The 16,656-nt window shown below is 49.0% G+C and carries 11 protein-coding genes; 4 read left to right on the forward strand and 7 right to left on the reverse strand.

Annotated features, from left to right (window positions below; all coding sequences use genetic code 11):
• Positions 1–298: ISAon1 family transposase N-terminal region protein (locus KM934_RS04555; protein ID WP_431835202.1), on the reverse strand; the 298-nt coding region annotated here is incomplete at its 3' end.
• A gap of 379 nt (positions 299–677) precedes the next feature.
• On the opposite strand from KM934_RS04555, the gene KM934_RS04560 reads away from it, so the two are divergent.
• Positions 678–1,865: an ATP-binding protein gene (locus tag KM934_RS04560; protein ID WP_215759442.1), complete on the forward strand. Its 1,188-nt coding sequence runs from the start codon at positions 678–680 to the stop codon at positions 1,863–1,865.
• 17 nt (positions 1,866–1,882) lie between these two features.
• The gene (locus KM934_RS04565; RefSeq protein ID WP_215759443.1) at positions 1,883–4,375 is read left to right on the forward strand and encodes a hypothetical protein; all 2,493 of its coding nucleotides are present in this window, start codon (positions 1,883–1,885) and stop codon (positions 4,373–4,375) included.
• Between the two features lie 144 nt (positions 4,376–4,519).
• Here the strand turns inward: KM934_RS04565 and KM934_RS04570 are convergent, their stop codons facing one another.
• The 3 genes from KM934_RS04570 to KM934_RS04580 form a co-directional block, all read right to left on the reverse strand.
• Positions 4,520–4,774, reverse strand: a complete 255-nt coding sequence (locus tag KM934_RS04570; RefSeq protein WP_252344894.1) for a hypothetical protein — start codon at positions 4,772–4,774, stop codon at positions 4,520–4,522.
• Positions 4,775–4,805: 31 nt separating this feature from the next.
• Positions 4,806–6,902, reverse strand: a complete 2,097-nt coding sequence (locus KM934_RS04575) for a TonB-dependent receptor (RefSeq protein ID WP_215759444.1) — start codon at positions 6,900–6,902, stop codon at positions 4,806–4,808.
• 501 nt (positions 6,903–7,403) lie between these two features.
• A complete protein-coding gene (locus KM934_RS04580) occupies positions 7,404–9,038 on the reverse strand; it encodes an ABC-F family ATP-binding cassette domain-containing protein (protein WP_215759445.1) in 1,635 nt (544 codons plus the stop codon).
• 280 nt (positions 9,039–9,318) lie between these two features.
• Here KM934_RS04580 and KM934_RS04585 point away from each other — a divergent pair, with 280 nt between their 5' ends.
• The gene (locus KM934_RS04585) at positions 9,319–10,188 is read left to right on the forward strand and encodes a tetratricopeptide repeat protein (RefSeq protein ID WP_215759446.1); all 870 of its coding nucleotides are present in this window, start codon (positions 9,319–9,321) and stop codon (positions 10,186–10,188) included.
• A gap of 406 nt (positions 10,189–10,594) precedes the next feature.
• Here the strand turns inward: KM934_RS04585 and KM934_RS04590 are convergent, their stop codons facing one another.
• Together KM934_RS04590 and KM934_RS04595 are read right to left on the reverse strand one after the other, a co-directional pair.
• Positions 10,595–12,229 (reverse strand): beta-N-acetylhexosaminidase, encoded by a 1,635-nt coding sequence (locus KM934_RS04590; protein WP_215759447.1) that lies wholly within the window; start codon positions 12,227–12,229, stop codon positions 10,595–10,597.
• A gap of 265 nt (positions 12,230–12,494) precedes the next feature.
• Positions 12,495–13,178: a DUF4476 domain-containing protein gene (locus KM934_RS04595; RefSeq protein ID WP_215759448.1), complete on the reverse strand. Its 684-nt coding sequence runs from the start codon at positions 13,176–13,178 to the stop codon at positions 12,495–12,497.
• Positions 13,179–13,478: 300 nt separating this feature from the next.
• On the opposite strand from KM934_RS04595, the gene KM934_RS04600 reads away from it, so the two are divergent.
• The gene (locus KM934_RS04600) at positions 13,479–14,801 is read left to right on the forward strand and encodes a DUF4421 family protein (protein WP_215759449.1); all 1,323 of its coding nucleotides are present in this window, start codon (positions 13,479–13,481) and stop codon (positions 14,799–14,801) included.
• 19 nt (positions 14,802–14,820) lie between these two features.
• Here the strand turns inward: KM934_RS04600 and KM934_RS04605 are convergent, their stop codons facing one another.
• A complete protein-coding gene (locus tag KM934_RS04605; RefSeq protein ID WP_215759450.1) occupies positions 14,821–16,155 on the reverse strand; it encodes an ATP-binding protein in 1,335 nt (444 codons plus the stop codon).
• Positions 16,156–16,656: the final 501 nt, after the last annotated feature.

Here is a 16,656-nt window from a genome sequence, read left to right on the forward strand (position 1 = left end):
TGCCATCCGGCATTGTCCAACGCCTTCTTCGTATGTGAAGTACCGCCTTCTTGTCTCGGGCTGGATAGTCAAGTAAACATGATTCTGCCCCAAAACCATTGCTCACGGAATCCTTCATGTCTGGTGTGCGATTGTCGCGCTCATCCAGATAGATGTGAAGCTCTGTTGTGTAAAGAACATCCTTGTCCAAAGTACGCTGTGTTGCAAAGTCTGTCACCTCAAAATACTTAAGAACTCCTTCGGGGAGGAAATATGAGGCGAGGCCTTCATACATGTTTATATTGTCATTCTGATTCATAGTGCAAAGGTACTACTTTTGGACAATCATGTATCGTTTGGCAACATAGTTTTTGGGTTAGCATCTGCACAGCACTCCACAGGGTTTGTCGGGTGCGCCATATTTCAATTATGGATTAAGGGTGCAGCGCTACCGCTGAATAGTTACTTCCAAAGAATACTTTTGTAAAATAATGTAAAATATACATGCCAGATGCGGTTATTTCAGCTAAAAGTTCTATATTTGCCATCGAAAGATGGAATTTTACTCAGCCTGTTGAGTAGAATTACTCAGCCGACTGAGTAAAACTATTCATTATGCTGAGTAAAACAGCTTGAAAAGCCCCAATTAAATATAATTAGACTATACATATCACATTATCATCTATAAGCAACAGATCATGTACAAAAGAAAGATATATGATACCATCATCAAGAGATTAGGTGAACAAAGAATGTTCATCCAAGTAATCATGGGACCACGACAGATTGGAAAATCTACCGTTATCAAGCAAGTATTGGATGATTTAAGTAAACCGTTTCTTTTCTATTCTGCCGACACCATACCTTCAACATCTTCCACTTGGATTAGCGATTGCTGGAATAATGCGCGTCTTCAAATGCGCACACAAGGACTTGAAGAAATGATCTTGGTTATTGACGAGATACAAAAACTTAAAAACTGGAGTGAATATGTAAAGAAAGAATGGGACGCTGATAGTCTAAATCACATCAACATCAAAGTGGCATTATTAGGCTCGTCAAGGGTGTTATTAGAAAAAGGATTGGCAGAATCTCTCATGGGACGATATGAGGAAATCAGAATGAGCCATTGGAGTTATCCAGAAATGAAAGAAGCCTTTGGAATGACTATTGAACAATACATCTATTTTGGAGGCTACCCAGGAGCTGCCATGCTTATTGGTGACGAAGAACGTTGGAAGAACTATGTTAGCGGAGCCATCATTGATGCTACTATAAACAAGGACATCTTGATGGATTCTCCAATAGGAAAGCCTGCTCTGCTTCGTCAAACTTTCGAATTGAGTGTAGCTTATTCGGGTAAGATACTTTCACTAACAAAAATGCTGGGAATATTGCAAGATGCTGGCAACACAGTTACATTGGCAGGCTATCTAAATCTTTTGAGCGATAGCGGACTTGTCACAGGACTACAGAAATTTTCTATAGATGTAGCCCGCAAACGTGCCAGCATTCCTAAATACCAAGTGTACAACAATGCCTTATTGAGTTCTCAATTAGGTTTAACATTTCAAGAAGCCGTTTCTGATAGTAAGCAATGGGGACAATTCTTTGAATCCGCCATAGGAGCCTACATATTAAGCGAAGCTTTTACCCATCGTTTTGAAGTCTTTTACTGGCGAGAAGGCAACGACGAGGTTGACTTCATCCTCAAGAAGAATCGGAAGATTATTGCTATAGAAGTAAAAAGTAATGGAGAGGCTTATACCAAGGGCTTAGAGCGTTTCCGCAATCTATTCCATCCGTCGGCAACATTTATCGTAGGCGAGAAAGGTATCTTACCAGAAGTTTTCTTGAACATGGATCTAAGAAAACTATTTGAATAACTTAATGACAAATAATTATGGCAACAAATAAAATACGTGAAGAGGAAGTAAAGAATAAAATTCGCCAAGAATTCTTTCAAGACTATGATGCGACACCTATCTTGGGCGACATAGACTTTGCTGTAACAACAAAAAAATCAAGTAAGGACGAGCTATCCGACCAAGAATATTTCTTATGGGCAGAAGCTAAAGCAGGAAACACAGAAGACATCTATGCATCTTTCGTGCAACTCATCATTACCATAGGAAAAGCTCACACTCATGAATCATACTTGCCACCTCGTTATCTTGGAGCATTCGATGAAGAAAAGATTGCCTTTATCGAATACCATCACATTGTAAGTGTATTCTATCAAAATGACTTCAACTGGAACGTCACCCCTTCCAATCATAGCACTAAGGAGTTCCACATGCTCTATGACTTACTGCATGAGCAACTCAAAAAGGAAATCAGCCTTTTCGACCTACGTAAGGATGAGAAGGAGCTAAGAAAGTTTATTCGCTCTAATTTCAAGCTGGGGAAGCAACGTACCAATGGTATCAACATCACAAAGAACAACTTCATTTTTGTTTTCCAACGTTGGGTGGAAGAAGTAAAGCCTTCTATTGCCGTAAATTGGGACGATGTACCCAAGACCAGCGTTGTCGATTTCTTTTATGCTGACCTTATATCTCGCAATGATTATACATTACGAGAAGAACTTGCTGTAGTACTTCGTGGTGACAAATACCGCATTCTACAAAATATTCTCAAAGGGGCAACTCAATTGTTTAGCGAAGCTACATTCAATGATGGTAAAACTGCATACAATCAGTTTTGGAATAAGTATGTACGTCCACCAAGAAAAGAATATCTTGACTTGATTCTCAAGCGTCGAGACTTGCTTATTCCACAAGATCTCCGTCGTTATCAAGGAGCTTTCTTTACTCCTCCACAGTGGGTACAAAAGTCACAAGAATATTTAGCTATGGAATTAGGCGAAGATTGGCAAAAAGAATATTATGTGTGGGATTGTTGCGCAGGTACTGGTAATCTGCTCTTTGGTCTCACAGAGAAGTATCGTGTCTATGCCTCAACGCTTGACAATGCTGATGTACAGGTAATGCATGAGCGAATCAAGGAGAAAAGTCTCGATTTGCTCGACAGCCATGTATTCCAGTTTGACTTCCTCAATGACTCTTTCGACAAACTTCCTCAGTCATTACAAGACATTATCAACGACCCTGAAAGGCGTCGTAAACTTGTCGTGTACATTAACCCTCCTTATGCTGAGGCAGGTGAAACACGACAACTCAGTGGAACATCAAAGAATAAGACTAACGTAGCTGTAACTAACATGACTTACCAAAAGTATTTACCAGTCATTGGAATTGCAGGACGTGAGCTGTTTGCTCAATTCTTCATGAGAATCTATGATGAAATCCCTACATCGGTGCTTGCAGAGTTTTCAACTTTGAAAACTCTGCAAGCACCGAACTTCCGTGATTTCCGCCAGGCTTTCCGAGCGAAGCTCGGTCGAAATTTTATAGTTCCTGCCAATAGCTTCGACAATGTAAAGGGACAATTCCCTATAGGTTTCTTCATCTGGCACACAGAGGAAAAAGTGACATTTGAGCATACTACAAGTGATGTCTATGCCAAGAACGGTGACTGTTTGGGAGAAAAAGGAGTATACTCATATGACAACACTAATGGCAATATTGGTAAATGGGTTAATTCTTTTCGAAACGATGCAAACAAGGATAAAATTGGTTTTATGAGCAATGGTAGAAATGACTTTCAAAACCAAAAGTTGGTATACTTAATAAATAAGAAAGAACAAATGCCAACCCCTAGAGGTTGGTGGGTTACACCATTTAATTTTATCATTATAAGTATCTTTCTTGCTGTTAGACACAGTATAGAAGCCACATGGCTCAATGACCGAGACCAATTCCTTTATCCTAACGATGAATGGAAGAGTGATAGAGATTTTCAAAATAACTGTCTTGTCTTCACCCTATTTAGCAACAGCAACAAAATCCAAAGCCAGCATGGCACTAACCATTGGATTCCATTCAGCGAGGAAGAGGTAGGCGCACAAGACAACTTCGAGAGTCATTTTATGCACGACTTCATCATGGGCAAGGTTAAAGAGGAAAAGCCTCAGCAAAAAGAAACTATGCAAGACCTATTCGCAGAACAAGATTCTCAAACAACAGATGACAGTTCATTCACTCCAACCGAACCCTTGAAGTTTTCACAAGAAGCACAAGCTGTATTGGATGCCGGAAGAGAGCTATGGCGTTACTATCACAAACAAGCAGGAGCCAACCCTAATGCTTCTTACTATGACATAAAGATGCACTTCCAAGGTACAAAGACCACGAAGAATGGAAAGGTGCAGATGAACTCCACCAGCGAGGATGCAACCTATAATGCCTTGCTTGCCGACCTCAAACAGTCCATGAAACTACTTGCTGCTCACATAGAGCCTAAAGTGTACAACTATGGCTTCTTGAAGAAATAATCTTGATAAAACGAGAAAGGATGCCTTTAATGTTGGCCTCCTTTCTCGTTTTATTGTAGATTTAACTTTAGTGCTCGCCTACCGTTTGATGTAATACTTTTGTACAATAATCAAAAATATACACTCAAGTTTCGGATTTAGAATTCAAGCCGTTTGAGCATACTCTCTAAGTGCAGCCAATCTCTTGTCATTCTCAATAATTTGGATGGTTAGTTCATCGGAGTCAGCACCAATGAGTTCAGAAACGATGGCTACCACCTCTATTATGATTGCCCATATCTTTTCAACCACCGTCAGTTCGTGTACTCCGAGATACATGTCACCGAACAGTCCTCCTATGGTGTCATAGTCGAGTGTTCTTTTTATTGAGGCAAGTATGTTGTAGCGTATTATGACCAATGAAACATGCGCTAGCCCTTGTTCATTTGCATTATTCCAATATCGCCGACCCGGCACCATTTTGCCGTGAGGCCTCATTGTTTTGTTTTACGTGTTTGCCGAAGCCGAACACATAAGAAGCGCCCAATTTTACATAGCAATGACTGTCCACTCCATAACCAAACTGCTTGCGGTCGAAATACCTGCTGTTCATCTCATTGCTCGAATTCTTCCAGTTCCATGTGAATGGATTTGCAATCTGGGCCAATACATTCCATGATGAGTTTCCCCATCCTATACTCAAGGAGTAGGTTTCTTGATGCTTAGTCCATAATCCATTTATTTCACTTCCCGGTGCGCTCTTGTCTGAAAAATAATGAGCACCTATATTCCATCCACCGAAATACCAATAAGCTTGCAGCGAGTAGTTCATATCTACATGATCCGAGTTGAAAGGTTCACCGTTATGACAGAAAGGCATTGCTATCAGTCCTGCAATCTGCAACCTGTTTTGTAGCAGTCTCACTCGTCCGTAGGCTCCCGTTGTCAATGATGTGAAACCGCCCATAGGCTGTTCTATTGTTCGTAATATTCCGGTTGAGGATGGGGTGTATACAAAGGCGTATCGGTCGCGTACAGACCATGCCGTGGCGTAGACTGAAAAACTGAAATTGCTATTCGGTATGCAGGTGTAGGTTATGCCATAGTCGAAACTCTTGTAGGGCTTTAGGGCAGGATTGCCAGTATAGCTCATTAACGGGTTTGACTGTACGACAGCCTCGCTACGGTAAGACGAGAGTGGCACGGAGGTCATGTGATGAAATTCGGCTGAGATATGATTCTTTCCGTTGAATGAGTACTGAACCGATGCGTCCGCCCAAGGTTGGGTGGAATGTTCTATGGTTTGTCTATACTTCGAGTGGTCGTAATTGTATCCCACACCTAAATATATATAATATTTGTTCCTTGAAAGTGAATAACCCAATCCCGGACCTATACGGTATGTAGTGAGTCGGTCACGCATGTCTGCAGTTCCTAAATATCTTGTCGAAGCTCTGTAAAACAGACCCTGACAGAAGATCTTCAGGTTTCCATAGTTGCCGAACGAGTGGTTGAACTGCAGTCTGGCGCGGACGGAATGGGAATCGTCTTCGGCATCATTTGGAAATTCAGCCCTCCCCTCCCTATAAAGGCTTGATTGCCGTGAATGGGTATAGGAGTAAACAGGGTTGAAGTTGATCGTGTTTCTCTTTCCCAGGATGAAATTCCAGTTGCCCGAGTATGACAACGAATTTTGACGCATGGCTTCGGTCTTGTTGAAGGCTGTCAAGTCCGTCTTGTCGGGATTAATGCCGACTGTTCCCGTCGTGTTGTTGATAGGCGTATGGTCGAAGGCAGCTCCGACAATGTTGCTAATAGTGATTTTGTCGGTATTGTAGACAACTTTCAGGGTAGGCCACAACAATCTGTTGTGCTTGTCAGCAGCTATGACCGATTCTGTCCGTCTGAAAGTCTTTTCCGAGCCGTCATTCTGAGGAAGACGGTAGGTCTCGAAGCTTTCTGCGAAATCGTGTGTTGATTTACTATACGAAGCTCCCAATCCCAAATCAAAGGTGAATCTCTTTGACTGGAATTTCCCGAAAAGGTTAAGTTGGCCGTCATTGGCTATAAAGCGTTCCGAGCCTAAAGCCTTTAAATATCCTCCATATTCATACCGTTTCATGACAAAGTTCACAACATGTGCATTACCAAGAAATCTTGGGTCGGATGGATAGTCATAATATTCAACCTTTTTGACATCGGTAGTTCTCATGTTCTTTAAATCATCGGCAGTAGCAGGAAGCCTGTCTATGAACACGGCTACAGGTCTGTTGCCCACGGTGTTTATCGTTGTGCCTGCTCCAAGTGCCAACTGAGGAATCGCCATGCGGTTCAGTAAATCTATTCCGCTTTGTGAGGCGTTCTTCTGTTTTGAAGTGGGGAAATATGTTGAAACAGAGGCTGATATGTTTTGTTGGTCGGCCTCAACCACCACCTCCTTTAATTGTATGGATAAAGAGTCTTTTGTTTTTACTTGTGCATCAAGGGTAAGGCAAAAGCTGATACTGCCGAATAGCAAGAGTGCGATTTGGATTAAGAGATATCTCATAAGCAATCAAATTTTTGTTTCACCCCAATATCTTCCTTGGGGCTTATTAGACTAACGAATAAGGTATAGGATTATCAACAGTTATTAACGGTTCTTAACCATAACATGACATCCATCCTTATCTATTTCGCCAGTCTTTGTGATAAGAAATGCTAAGCTCAGGTTGGGGCAAAAAGGCGGAATGTCGTTGGCTGGTCTCACAGCAGCCCCAATGATATGTGGCTTATTCTGACTGCTCGTGTGAGAGCGGCCGTTGCAATTCTTCGTCTTTGGTCGGGTTAGGCGTGGTTGGTTTGGTGGGCACCATGCGCTTTCGGGTCGGCAAGAGCTATGGGTCGGCAGGAGGAATATGAAGAACCGTTTGGGGTGGCATGGCCCCCAATGACAATCGGTCAAGCGAAGGCCGACCAACGAAGGTGTTGGTGGGGCTTTGCTTGACCGATGTTTTTCCTGTAGCGAGGAAGGTGAAGGTTGGCGTTTGCCAGCCTGCCTGGGATGAGGCTATTTTCTTTCGAGTTCCTGCAGGCTCTCCATCTTCTTCGTTTCGAGGAACTCGTAGATGCCACACAGGTGTTCGCGTACGCGTCCATGGCCAAACTCGTAGACCTTGCTCACCAGACCATCGAGGAAATCGCGGTCGTGGCTCACCACGATGAGCGTTCCGTCGAAGTCTTGCAGGGCTTGCTTGAGCACATCCTTGGTCTTGAGGTCGAGGTGGTTGGTGGGCTCGTCGAGGATAAGCAGGTTCACGGGCTCCAGCAGGAGCTTGAGAATGGCCAGTCGGGTGCGCTCTCCGCCCGATAGCACCTTCACCTTCTTCGTGGAGTCTTCGCCTCCAAACATGAATGCGCCGAGGAGGTCGCGTATCTTGTTGCGTATCTCGCCCTTAGCCACATCGTCGATGGTTTGGAACACGGTGAGCTCTCCGTCGAGCAGCGAGGCCTGGTTCTGCGCAAAGTAGCCTATCTGCACGTTGTGGCCGAGCTCGAGCTTGCCCTCGTGCTGCAGTTGTCCCATGATACACTTCACCAGCGTCGACTTACCCTCGCCATTGCGTCCCACGAAGGCTATCTTGTCGCCTCGCTCCACGGTGAGGTTCACTCCGCCAAACACCTTCTTGTCGCCGAATGTCATGCCCACGTCGCTCATCTGCACGGGGTAGGCGCCGCTGCGTGGGCTTGGTGGAAACTTGAGCCTCAGGTGGCTGGTGTCCTCCTCGTCCACTTCGATGAGCTCCAGCTTCTCGAGCATCTTCACGCGGCTCTGCACCTGTAGCGTCTTGGAGTAGGTGCCCTTGAATCGCTCTATAAATTCCTTGGTCTCGGCGATCATCTTCTGCTGCTCCTCGTATTTCTTCATCTGCTGCTCTCGGCGCTCCTTTCTCAGCTCCAGGTATTGGCTGTAGGTGGCCTTGTAGTCGTAGATGCGTCCCATGGTCACCTCGATGGTGCGTGTGGTGATGTTGTCCACAAACTTGCGGTCGTGGCTGATGACGACGACGGCCTTCGAACTGTTGCAGATGAAATCTTCCAACCATCCTATCGATTCGATGTCGAGGTGGTTGGTGGGCTCGTCGAGCAGCAGCACGTCGGGCGACTTGAGCAACAGCTTGGCCAGTTCGATGCGCATGCGCCATCCTCCCGAGAACTCGCTGGTGGGACGGTCAAAGTCGGTGCGCTCGAAGCCCAGTCCGAGGAGCGTCTTCTCCACGTCTTCCTCGAAGTGGGTCATGTCGATGGCGTAGAACTTCTCGGAGAGCACCGACACCTTCTCGATGAGCTGCATGTAATCGTCGCTCTCGTAGTCGGTGCGCGTCGTGAGCTCGTTGTTGATGCGGTCGATCTCAGCCTGGATCTCGTGGAGGTGGGCAAATGCCTGGCACGTCTCCTCGAATACGGTTCGCCCGTCTTCGGTCATCAGGTGCTGAGGCAGGTAGGCAATGACGCAATCTTTCGGAGCCGAAACGCTACCCCTTGTGGCCGTTCTCACGCCGGCTATGATCTTGAGCAGGGTGCTCTTGCCTGCGCCATTCTTACCCATGAGGGCTATACGGTCCTTCTCATTGATCTGGAAGGAGATGTCTTTGAATAGGGTGGTGCCGCCAAACTCGACGGTCAGTCCATCAACTGAAATCATACTTGTTTCTTGGGCTTATGGTAAAAAACGCTGCAAAATTAGGCAATTTTATCCGGATTTCCACGCATAATGCCAGAAACCTCACGGCCCCGTAACTTCCCAACCCTTTGCTCCCGTGCGTCATCCCCATTGCTCTCAGCCTGTGGTGACCCTCGGGCATGGGTGGGGCCTTGTGGCATGGGTGGAATGAAAAAATGGGGTGAAAGATTCTTTTGTTTAAGGGTTTTGTGCTAACTTCGCATCAACAAATAAGAATTCAAACCGAAACAATCCGATTGACATGAACTTTTTAAAGAAGCTGTTTGGCGTTCAGGATGCTCCCACCGACCCCAAGCAAGAGGAAGAAAAGAATTTCGAGATGTTCAAATACGACGGCGTGCGCGCCCTCCAGCAGCATCAGTTTGAGTATGCCGCCAAGTGTTTTGACCACGCCCTTGAGCTCAACGCCGACGACCTCGAGTGCCGCGACTACCTTTCGCGGGCCTGTATCGCCACGGGCGACCTGCAGAAGGCTTACGGGCAACTGGAGGTGATCTCGCAGGCCGAGCCCGACAACGTGGCGGTGTGGCTGCGCATGGCCGAGGTGGCCTATATGATGGAAAACTACGCCATGATGGCTGAGGCTTGCCAGAAGGCACTTCCACTCGACGAGGAGAACGCCAACACCTATTTCATGTACGCCAAGGCTTGCAAGGGACTGGACGACGCCGCTAAGGCCGTGGACCTGCTCACCAAGGCCATCGACCTGCACGACGATTTCGACTCGGCCCGATTGTTGCGTGGCAATGTGCTGTTGGAGAGCGGCGAGCCCGACAAGGCTGCGCTCGACGCCAACTACCTCAACGAGCATATCGACGGCAACGAGGACGTGTTGCTGCTGACGGCGCGTGTGGAGAAAGCCTTGGGAAATCTTCAGGAGGCCGAGGTGTCGTACGGCAAGGTGATCGACGCCAACCCGTTCTCCATCGAGGCTTACCGTGAGCGTGGCGAGGTGCGCAAGGAGTTGGGCGACAGCCAAGGCGCCAACGCCGATGAGGCTTACGCCCGCGAGATGGAGAGCAACGGCCCGGTTCCCACAGAAGGCATAGAGGAGAGCATCAAGCAGAAAATGCAGCAGATGGACCCCTACAAGGTGTTCCACAACGAATAGCCAATGGCTCCGCCCGTACCCCCCCAATCGGTCATTAGAACGAAACAGGTGAATTATCCCAAATCGGTCATTAGACCGAAATAAGGAAAATAGTAGGATGTTATGGTTTCTTTCCAACTCTTGTCAGCGTTTCTTTCGGCATCTTGCTTCCATTCGCGTTTCGCCATAGCCCGCTATGGCTTCAAAGCGACTGTCGCAACCTGCTCGAAACAAACACTAACAAGAATTGAAATCTAATGACCGATTTGGGATTATTAGGGGGGATTTATTCTGATTTGCGGGAAAGAACTATCTTAACCACAGCGTGGGCTTTCGAGTCAAGAGGATGCGCATACTTGCACCCCTCTTGCCCGAAAGCCCACGCTGGCTTTTATCAATAGTTTTGGAAGGTTCCTGTCCTGTGTGTTTACTTCTTTTTGTCGCGCTTCCACATGTGCTTGGCGTAAACCAAGCCGTATGCGTCGTAGAGCTTCAGCATTCTGGTTTGGCGCATCTTGTAGTTCTCAAAGTCTTTCTGGCCCTGTGGGCGCCACTGCACCTCCGAGAGGGCGCCCATGCGTGGCAACACCTGATACTCGGCCAACGACGGACCGGCGATATATTCGGTCCACAGGTTGCCCTGCACGCCAATGATGTGGCTGGCCGTCTCGGCGTCGGCTCCCTCGGGAACAGGCTCCAACGAATAGGTGCGCTCAATGGGCAGGTTGCCGCCAATGAGCAGAGGCTCTTCCCATTGCGACTCGCCCTGGCGGGTCTGGTAGTAGTCGAAATAGACGTGCGACGAAGGCGACATGATGACGTCGTGGCCCATCTTGGCGCCACGGGCGCCCGGAGCGGTGCCGCGCCAACTCATGATGGTGGCGCTTTGGTTGATGTCACCGTCGAGAATCTCATCCCAACCGATGATGCGGCGGCCCTTGCTGTTCACAAACTTCTCGATGCGATTGGTGAAATAGCCTTGCAGCTTGCCCGGCGTAAGGTTCTCCTTGGCCATCAACGCCTTGCACTTGGGGCACTCCTTCCAGCGCACATTGGGTGTCTCGTCGCCACCGAGGTGAATGTATTCTGAGGGGAAGATGTCCATCATCTCGCTCAGCACATCCTCGCAAAACTGGTAGGTCTTCTCGTTGCCGAGGCAGAGCACATCGGGCATGATGCCCCAAATCGGGCTCACTTTATAAGGACCGCCCGTGCAACCCATGTCGGGGTAAGCGGCGAGCGCGGCGATCATGTGGCCCGGCATGTCGATCTCGGGAATGACGGTGATGAAGCGGTCGGCGGCGTACTTCACGATCTCGCGAGCCTCCTCCTGGGTGTAGTAGCCCCCATAGGGCGTGTCGTCGAACACGTCGGAGTTGTGTCCCAGCACCGTCTTCTCACGCACCGAGCCAATCTTGGCCAGGTCGGGATACTTCTTCACCTCGATGCGCCATCCCTGGTCGTCGGTGAGGTGCCAGTGGAAGACGTTCATGTTGTGCATGGCGATGAGGTCGATAAACTGCTTCACAAACTTCACGGGGAAGTAGTGGCGAGCGCAGTCGAGCATCACACCGCGGTAACCAAACCGTGGAGCGTCTTTCAGCACCACGCCGGGAAGCGTCACCTCGGTCAGCGACTTGTCGACGGGAATCGACTTGCGAAGCGTCTGCACACCGTAGAACACGCCGGCTGCCGTGGCACCCTCGATCACAACCCCCTTCTTGTCGACCGTAATTACGTAGCCTTCCTTGCTCTGCACCTTCTTGTTGAGGCGCAGGGTGATGGCGTTCTTCACCTTTGCCGAGGTGGTGGTGAGCCTCAATGCGGTAACGTCGGCAATGTAATCGCTCAGAAACTGTGCGTCATTCTTCAGTTGCTCGTCACCCTCGGGGTAGACGATCGGTGTGGCGCCAGTCAGCACGAAAGCCCCCTTCTGTGTGAGCGTAACCTCCTGAGGCAAAGGTATCACGTTGTAATCGGCCACACGGTTGTCGTCGGCCGCCATGGCTCCTGCAAACGACATAAAAGCCGCCAGGAGCACCATCAAGAATCTTTTGTTCATATCGAATGATTAATAGTTGTTTGCAACGGATCAAGGTAGCAGGGCCCGATGGCGCTCATCGCCCATCAAAGCCACAAGCAAAATTATGAAAAATACCGTTTGCAGCCAAACAAAACGGCAGAAATCGTTGTGGAGGGCTACAAGCGAAGGCATAAAAAACGTGGGCCATCGTTGGCGACGGCTCACGCTTTAGGGTTATATGGTGATGTAAGAAGTGTGATGTGGCGTGGTGGGCGCCGCATGGCAGAACGTCCGTTGGGGGCGATTAGTAGGCGCGGTTGGCTTGGCTGGTGCTTATGGTTATGATCTCGGCGGCCTTTTGCTTGTCGCTCTCAAACGAGAAGACGTTGTAAATGTCGATGGCGTTTTGCGGGTCTACGATGTAGGGTGCCATGAGGCTAAGGGCCTTCAGTTGGTCGCTGCTGAAAGAGAGGAGCTTGATGATGCGCGCCGTCTGTGCGCACGAGAAGTTGCAGCCCAGGCAGGCCACCTCCAGCAGGTCGAGCTTGTTGTCTGCGAAGCTCGCTTTCTGCACCTTGCCATAGAGCACGTTGAAGGCGTCGTCGCTCAGTGGGCCGTTATAGTGGTCCGTTCCATCCGGGAGGATGTCGTCGCCGTAAGGGGGAAGCACCGGGTATAAGGGGCGGTTGGTGTTGCTGTCAGACGTGCGGCTATAATAGGCCACCACTTGCTCGTTTCGGTCGAACACCACCGTGATGAGCTCGGTCGGCTTAAAGGGGCTCAACTCATTCTTGACATACTCCCATCTGTCGCCCGTGGCGTCGAAGCTGCGCATCTTGGGCTTGCCCAGAAGGTGCATCACCGCGCGCTTGGTCATGCCACGCTCCACGGTCTTGTTGTTATTATAGGTGTTGGCCGATGCCGACATGCATATAGCCAGCATCAGAAAGCTTGTGACGATAAGCGCCATCCATTCGTTTCTCTTCATACGCTATGTGGTTTTGAGAGGGATTATGGTTTTATGATTCGCTTGCAAAGGTAGCGCAATTGTCGAAAAAGCGCAAGGTGCAAATCCCTATGGATGGGGTGGGGAATCCCTATGACCTTCAACCCAAATCGGTTATTAGACCGAAATTGGGAAAATAGTAGGATGTTATACTAACAAGAATTGAAATCTAATGACCGATTTGGGCTAAAAACAAGCGGCCAATATGTAGATTTTTTGTCGCTTTTGCCTACGGAAACAACGCAAAATATGTAACTTTGTAATCAACTATCATTACACAACATGGCAAGCAACAGATCGACATACACGCTCGGCAACGCCCATGGCGCCCTCAAGGCCGCGACATTCAAGCAAGCAAGACGCATCTTTCCCACCTCCTTCGCGGCATCTGGCATGGTCCTGCGGGTGGGATTGCTCCTCCTGGTCATGTCGTTGGCCATGCCGCTATGCAGCGTGGCCCAAAACAAGAAACCCCGAAAGACGCTGCGCGAGATACTGCTGAGCGCCGACAGCCTGCGGCTCCTGCTGAGACAGTCGGCCGACAAGGGCCACATGTTGCAATGGGGCGACTCGCTGGTCATGGAGGAAGTGAGGAAGAGCAACATGAGCGAGAAGAAGAAACAGAAGTTTATGGCCCGCTATGCCAAGCGCCGCATGAAGTTGGAGCGCTACGACAAGCTGCTCTTCCGGGGCGACTCGCTCCTGGCCGCCAACTACCGCAAGGTGAAATACGACACGGCCTACATCACGCGTCCCGACGCGCGGTGGACGGTGAAGTTCAACGGCAACCTGTCGGGCGCCCACATGGAAACGCGCGCCAAGACGGAGGACGCAACCAACCGCACCCGCCTGTTGGCCGAATTCAGGGGCACGCTCAGCATGGCGGTGGCTTACCGCGGACTGGGCCTGAGCCTGGCGGTCAACCCCGCCAAGCTCGTGGGCAAGAGCAAGGACTATGAGCTGAACCTCAACTCCTACAGCAACCGCTATGGTTTCGACGTGGTTTACCTCGCCTCGAAAACCTATCATGGCCATCAGGAGATGGGAGGCGAGCGAATCGACATAGACCGCGGACAGGTGTCGCAGAAAGCGCTCAACCTCAATTTCTACTACGCCTTCAACCACCGCCGGTTCTCTTTCCCCGCCGCCTTCAGCCAGAGCTACATACAAAGGCGCAGCGCCGGCAGTTGGATGGTGGGCGCCAGTTTCGACGGTTCGAAGACCACATTGGGCAACACCACCATCCGGCTCAACGAGTTTGCCGTGGGCGCGGGCTACGGCTACAACCTGGTGGCGCGCCCCCATTGGCTCTTCCACCTCTCGGCATTGCCCACCCTCACCGTCTACTCGCACGACTATACCAAGCAGACGCAGCCACAGAACGCCAGCGACGAGGACGCTGAACCCACCACCGAGCGCACCAACATGAAGTACCACTTCCCCTCGGCCATCGTTACCTGCCGTGGCGCCGTGGTCTATTCGTGGCGCAATAAGTTTATGGGCGCCCGAGCCATCTACAACTACTCGGTGGCCGGCGACGACGACCACCTGCAGGTAATGAGAAACAAGTGGCGGGTGAGAGCCTTCTTCGGCTTCAGGTTCTGAGGGTTTCGCAGACTTCCCATCAACGCTTCACGAACCTTTTGAGCAAGAAGGTCAAGAAGTAAGGGAAAGTATAGAACTGCCCATTGAAACCAATGTTTTTGTTGCAGAGCTTGATGCCATACCGTATGTCGGGATATTTGCCATCGTGCGCCGTCAGTTTCGACAACAACCGGGAGGCGTGGTCGGTGGCTTTTACCTCAACGGGTATGAGCGATTGGGTGTCGCGAATGAAGAAATCCATTTCGAGGGTCGACTTCTCGTTGCGATAAAAATAGAGGTTGTAACCCTGCTTTACGAGCATGTCGCCAACCACATTCTCATAGATGGCCCCTTTGTAGGTGCCATAGTTCTTGTTGACCCTCATGTCCTCTTGCGACTCCTCATCGAGCGAGGCCACCAACAAGCCGGTGTCCTTATAATAGAGTTTGTACGACTTAGGGTTGTAGTTGCCTTTCAGGGGTAAGGAAACTTGCGCCAAGCAATAGCACACATTGATGATGCCTGCGTCGCGAAGCCATTCTACCGTACCCACGTATTCGCGGTTTCGCGCTCCGTGAGCTATCTTGCTGATCAGGAATTTCTTGTTGTCTTGCCCCAGGAAAACGGAGATATGGTCGTACACGTTTTTAATTTTGCCCTTATCGAATCCTTGCGCATATTTGGTGATGTCCTCCTCATAGTCGAGCAGCAGTTGGCGTTGCAATTTAAGCGTTCCACTGTAATTGTTGTTGGAAATAAACATATTGACCACAGCGGGCATTCCGCCTATCGTCATATATTCGCGGAATAGGCCCTCCAGCACTTCCATTTCGATGTTGGAAAGCGGGGTTACCGTCACCATCTTCTCGTAGAGGTGTTCCACAAAAGCTGCATCGTAGCCCTTGGCCCACAAAAACTCCTCGAAATCCATCGAGTGCATGGTGTAGTCTTCCTTGTAGCCCACACTGTTCGATTCGATCTCGTGATAGTTGATGCCCATGAGCGAACCAGAGCAGATCACGTCGTATCTGCCATCTATCTTGAAGGCTTTCAAACAGGTGGCACATGCCGGACACTCCTGCATCTCGTCGAAGAAAACAAGCGTCTTGCCTGGCTCAAACTGAAGTGAAGGGTCAATGAGCGTGAGGTTTCTGACAATGCTGTCAACCTCATAGCCTTCTTCGAAAATAGCCTTGTATTTAGGTTGGAAAACAAAGTTGATGGCAATTACATGCTCGTAATTGTCGTGGGCAAATTGCATGATGGAAGCGGTCTTTCCCACCTGTCGGGCGCCTTTCACAATAAGGGGCATTCGATGCTCGCTTTCCTTCCACTCCTTGAGATAATGGTCTATCTTTCTTCGCAAAAGCTTCATAGTCAATGTGTTTATGGGGATTTCTAATTGCAAAGATAGGACAGTATCACAAAATTCCAAAGGATTTGAGTCGAAAAATCACAAAATTCCATGGTTTTAACCTCTGCTTATCACAAAATTCCATGGTTTTTAGGATGTGAAATCACGAAATTCCTACTTTTCGGCCCTGTCAGATCACAAAACTCCTGTGCGCACCCCATAGCTTTTGTGATCCGACACGGTAGTTGGCGCATCCCCATCCACCCCTTGCTTGACGCTTTGGGAGCCCCTGTCGCCATTCGTGGCTTGCGGTAAATATCGCAACAAACTATAGTGAAAACTACACACTTCTTTTCAACGACGGAAATGTTTGGCCGAAATACGCCATTCTCGGTGAGTTTGCGCAATGTCTTAATATTCAGCGTCTTATGTTTTTAACCCCACGCTTTACGCATCGTGCTCTGCGTTTTGCCTTGCGAAAGATGGCCTTTCGTGATGCGAAAGATGGCTTTCCGCAATGCG

It is taken from the genome of Hallella faecis (assembly GCF_018789675.1).
In the GTDB taxonomy this organism is placed as follows: Bacteria; Bacteroidota; Bacteroidia; order Bacteroidales; family Bacteroidaceae; genus Prevotella; species Prevotella faecis.

What these genes read in the sequence shown, in the direction of transcription:
- KM934_RS04560 (WP_215759442.1), top strand. Translation starts at nt 678, where the DNA reads ATGTACAAAAGAAAGATATATGATACCATCATCAAGAGATTAGGTGAA.
- KM934_RS04565 (WP_215759443.1), top strand. Translation starts at nt 1,883, where the DNA reads ATGGCAACAAATAAAATACGTGAAGAGGAAGTAAAGAATAAAATTCGC.
- KM934_RS04575 (WP_215759444.1), bottom strand. Translation starts at nt 6,902, where the DNA reads ATGAGATATCTCTTAATCCAAATCGCACTCTTGCTATTCGGCAGTATC.
- KM934_RS04580 (WP_215759445.1), bottom strand. Translation starts at nt 9,038, where the DNA reads ATGATTTCAGTTGATGGACTGACCGTCGAGTTTGGCGGCACCACCCTA.
- KM934_RS04585 (WP_215759446.1), top strand. Translation starts at nt 9,319, where the DNA reads ATGAACTTTTTAAAGAAGCTGTTTGGCGTTCAGGATGCTCCCACCGAC.
- KM934_RS04590 (WP_215759447.1), bottom strand. Translation starts at nt 12,229, where the DNA reads ATGAACAAAAGATTCTTGATGGTGCTCCTGGCGGCTTTTATGTCGTTT.
- KM934_RS04595 (WP_215759448.1), bottom strand. Translation starts at nt 13,178, where the DNA reads ATGAAGAGAAACGAATGGATGGCGCTTATCGTCACAAGCTTTCTGATG.
- KM934_RS04600 (WP_215759449.1), top strand. Translation starts at nt 13,479, where the DNA reads ATGGCAAGCAACAGATCGACATACACGCTCGGCAACGCCCATGGCGCC.
- KM934_RS04605 (WP_215759450.1), bottom strand. Translation starts at nt 16,155, where the DNA reads ATGAAGCTTTTGCGAAGAAAGATAGACCATTATCTCAAGGAGTGGAAG.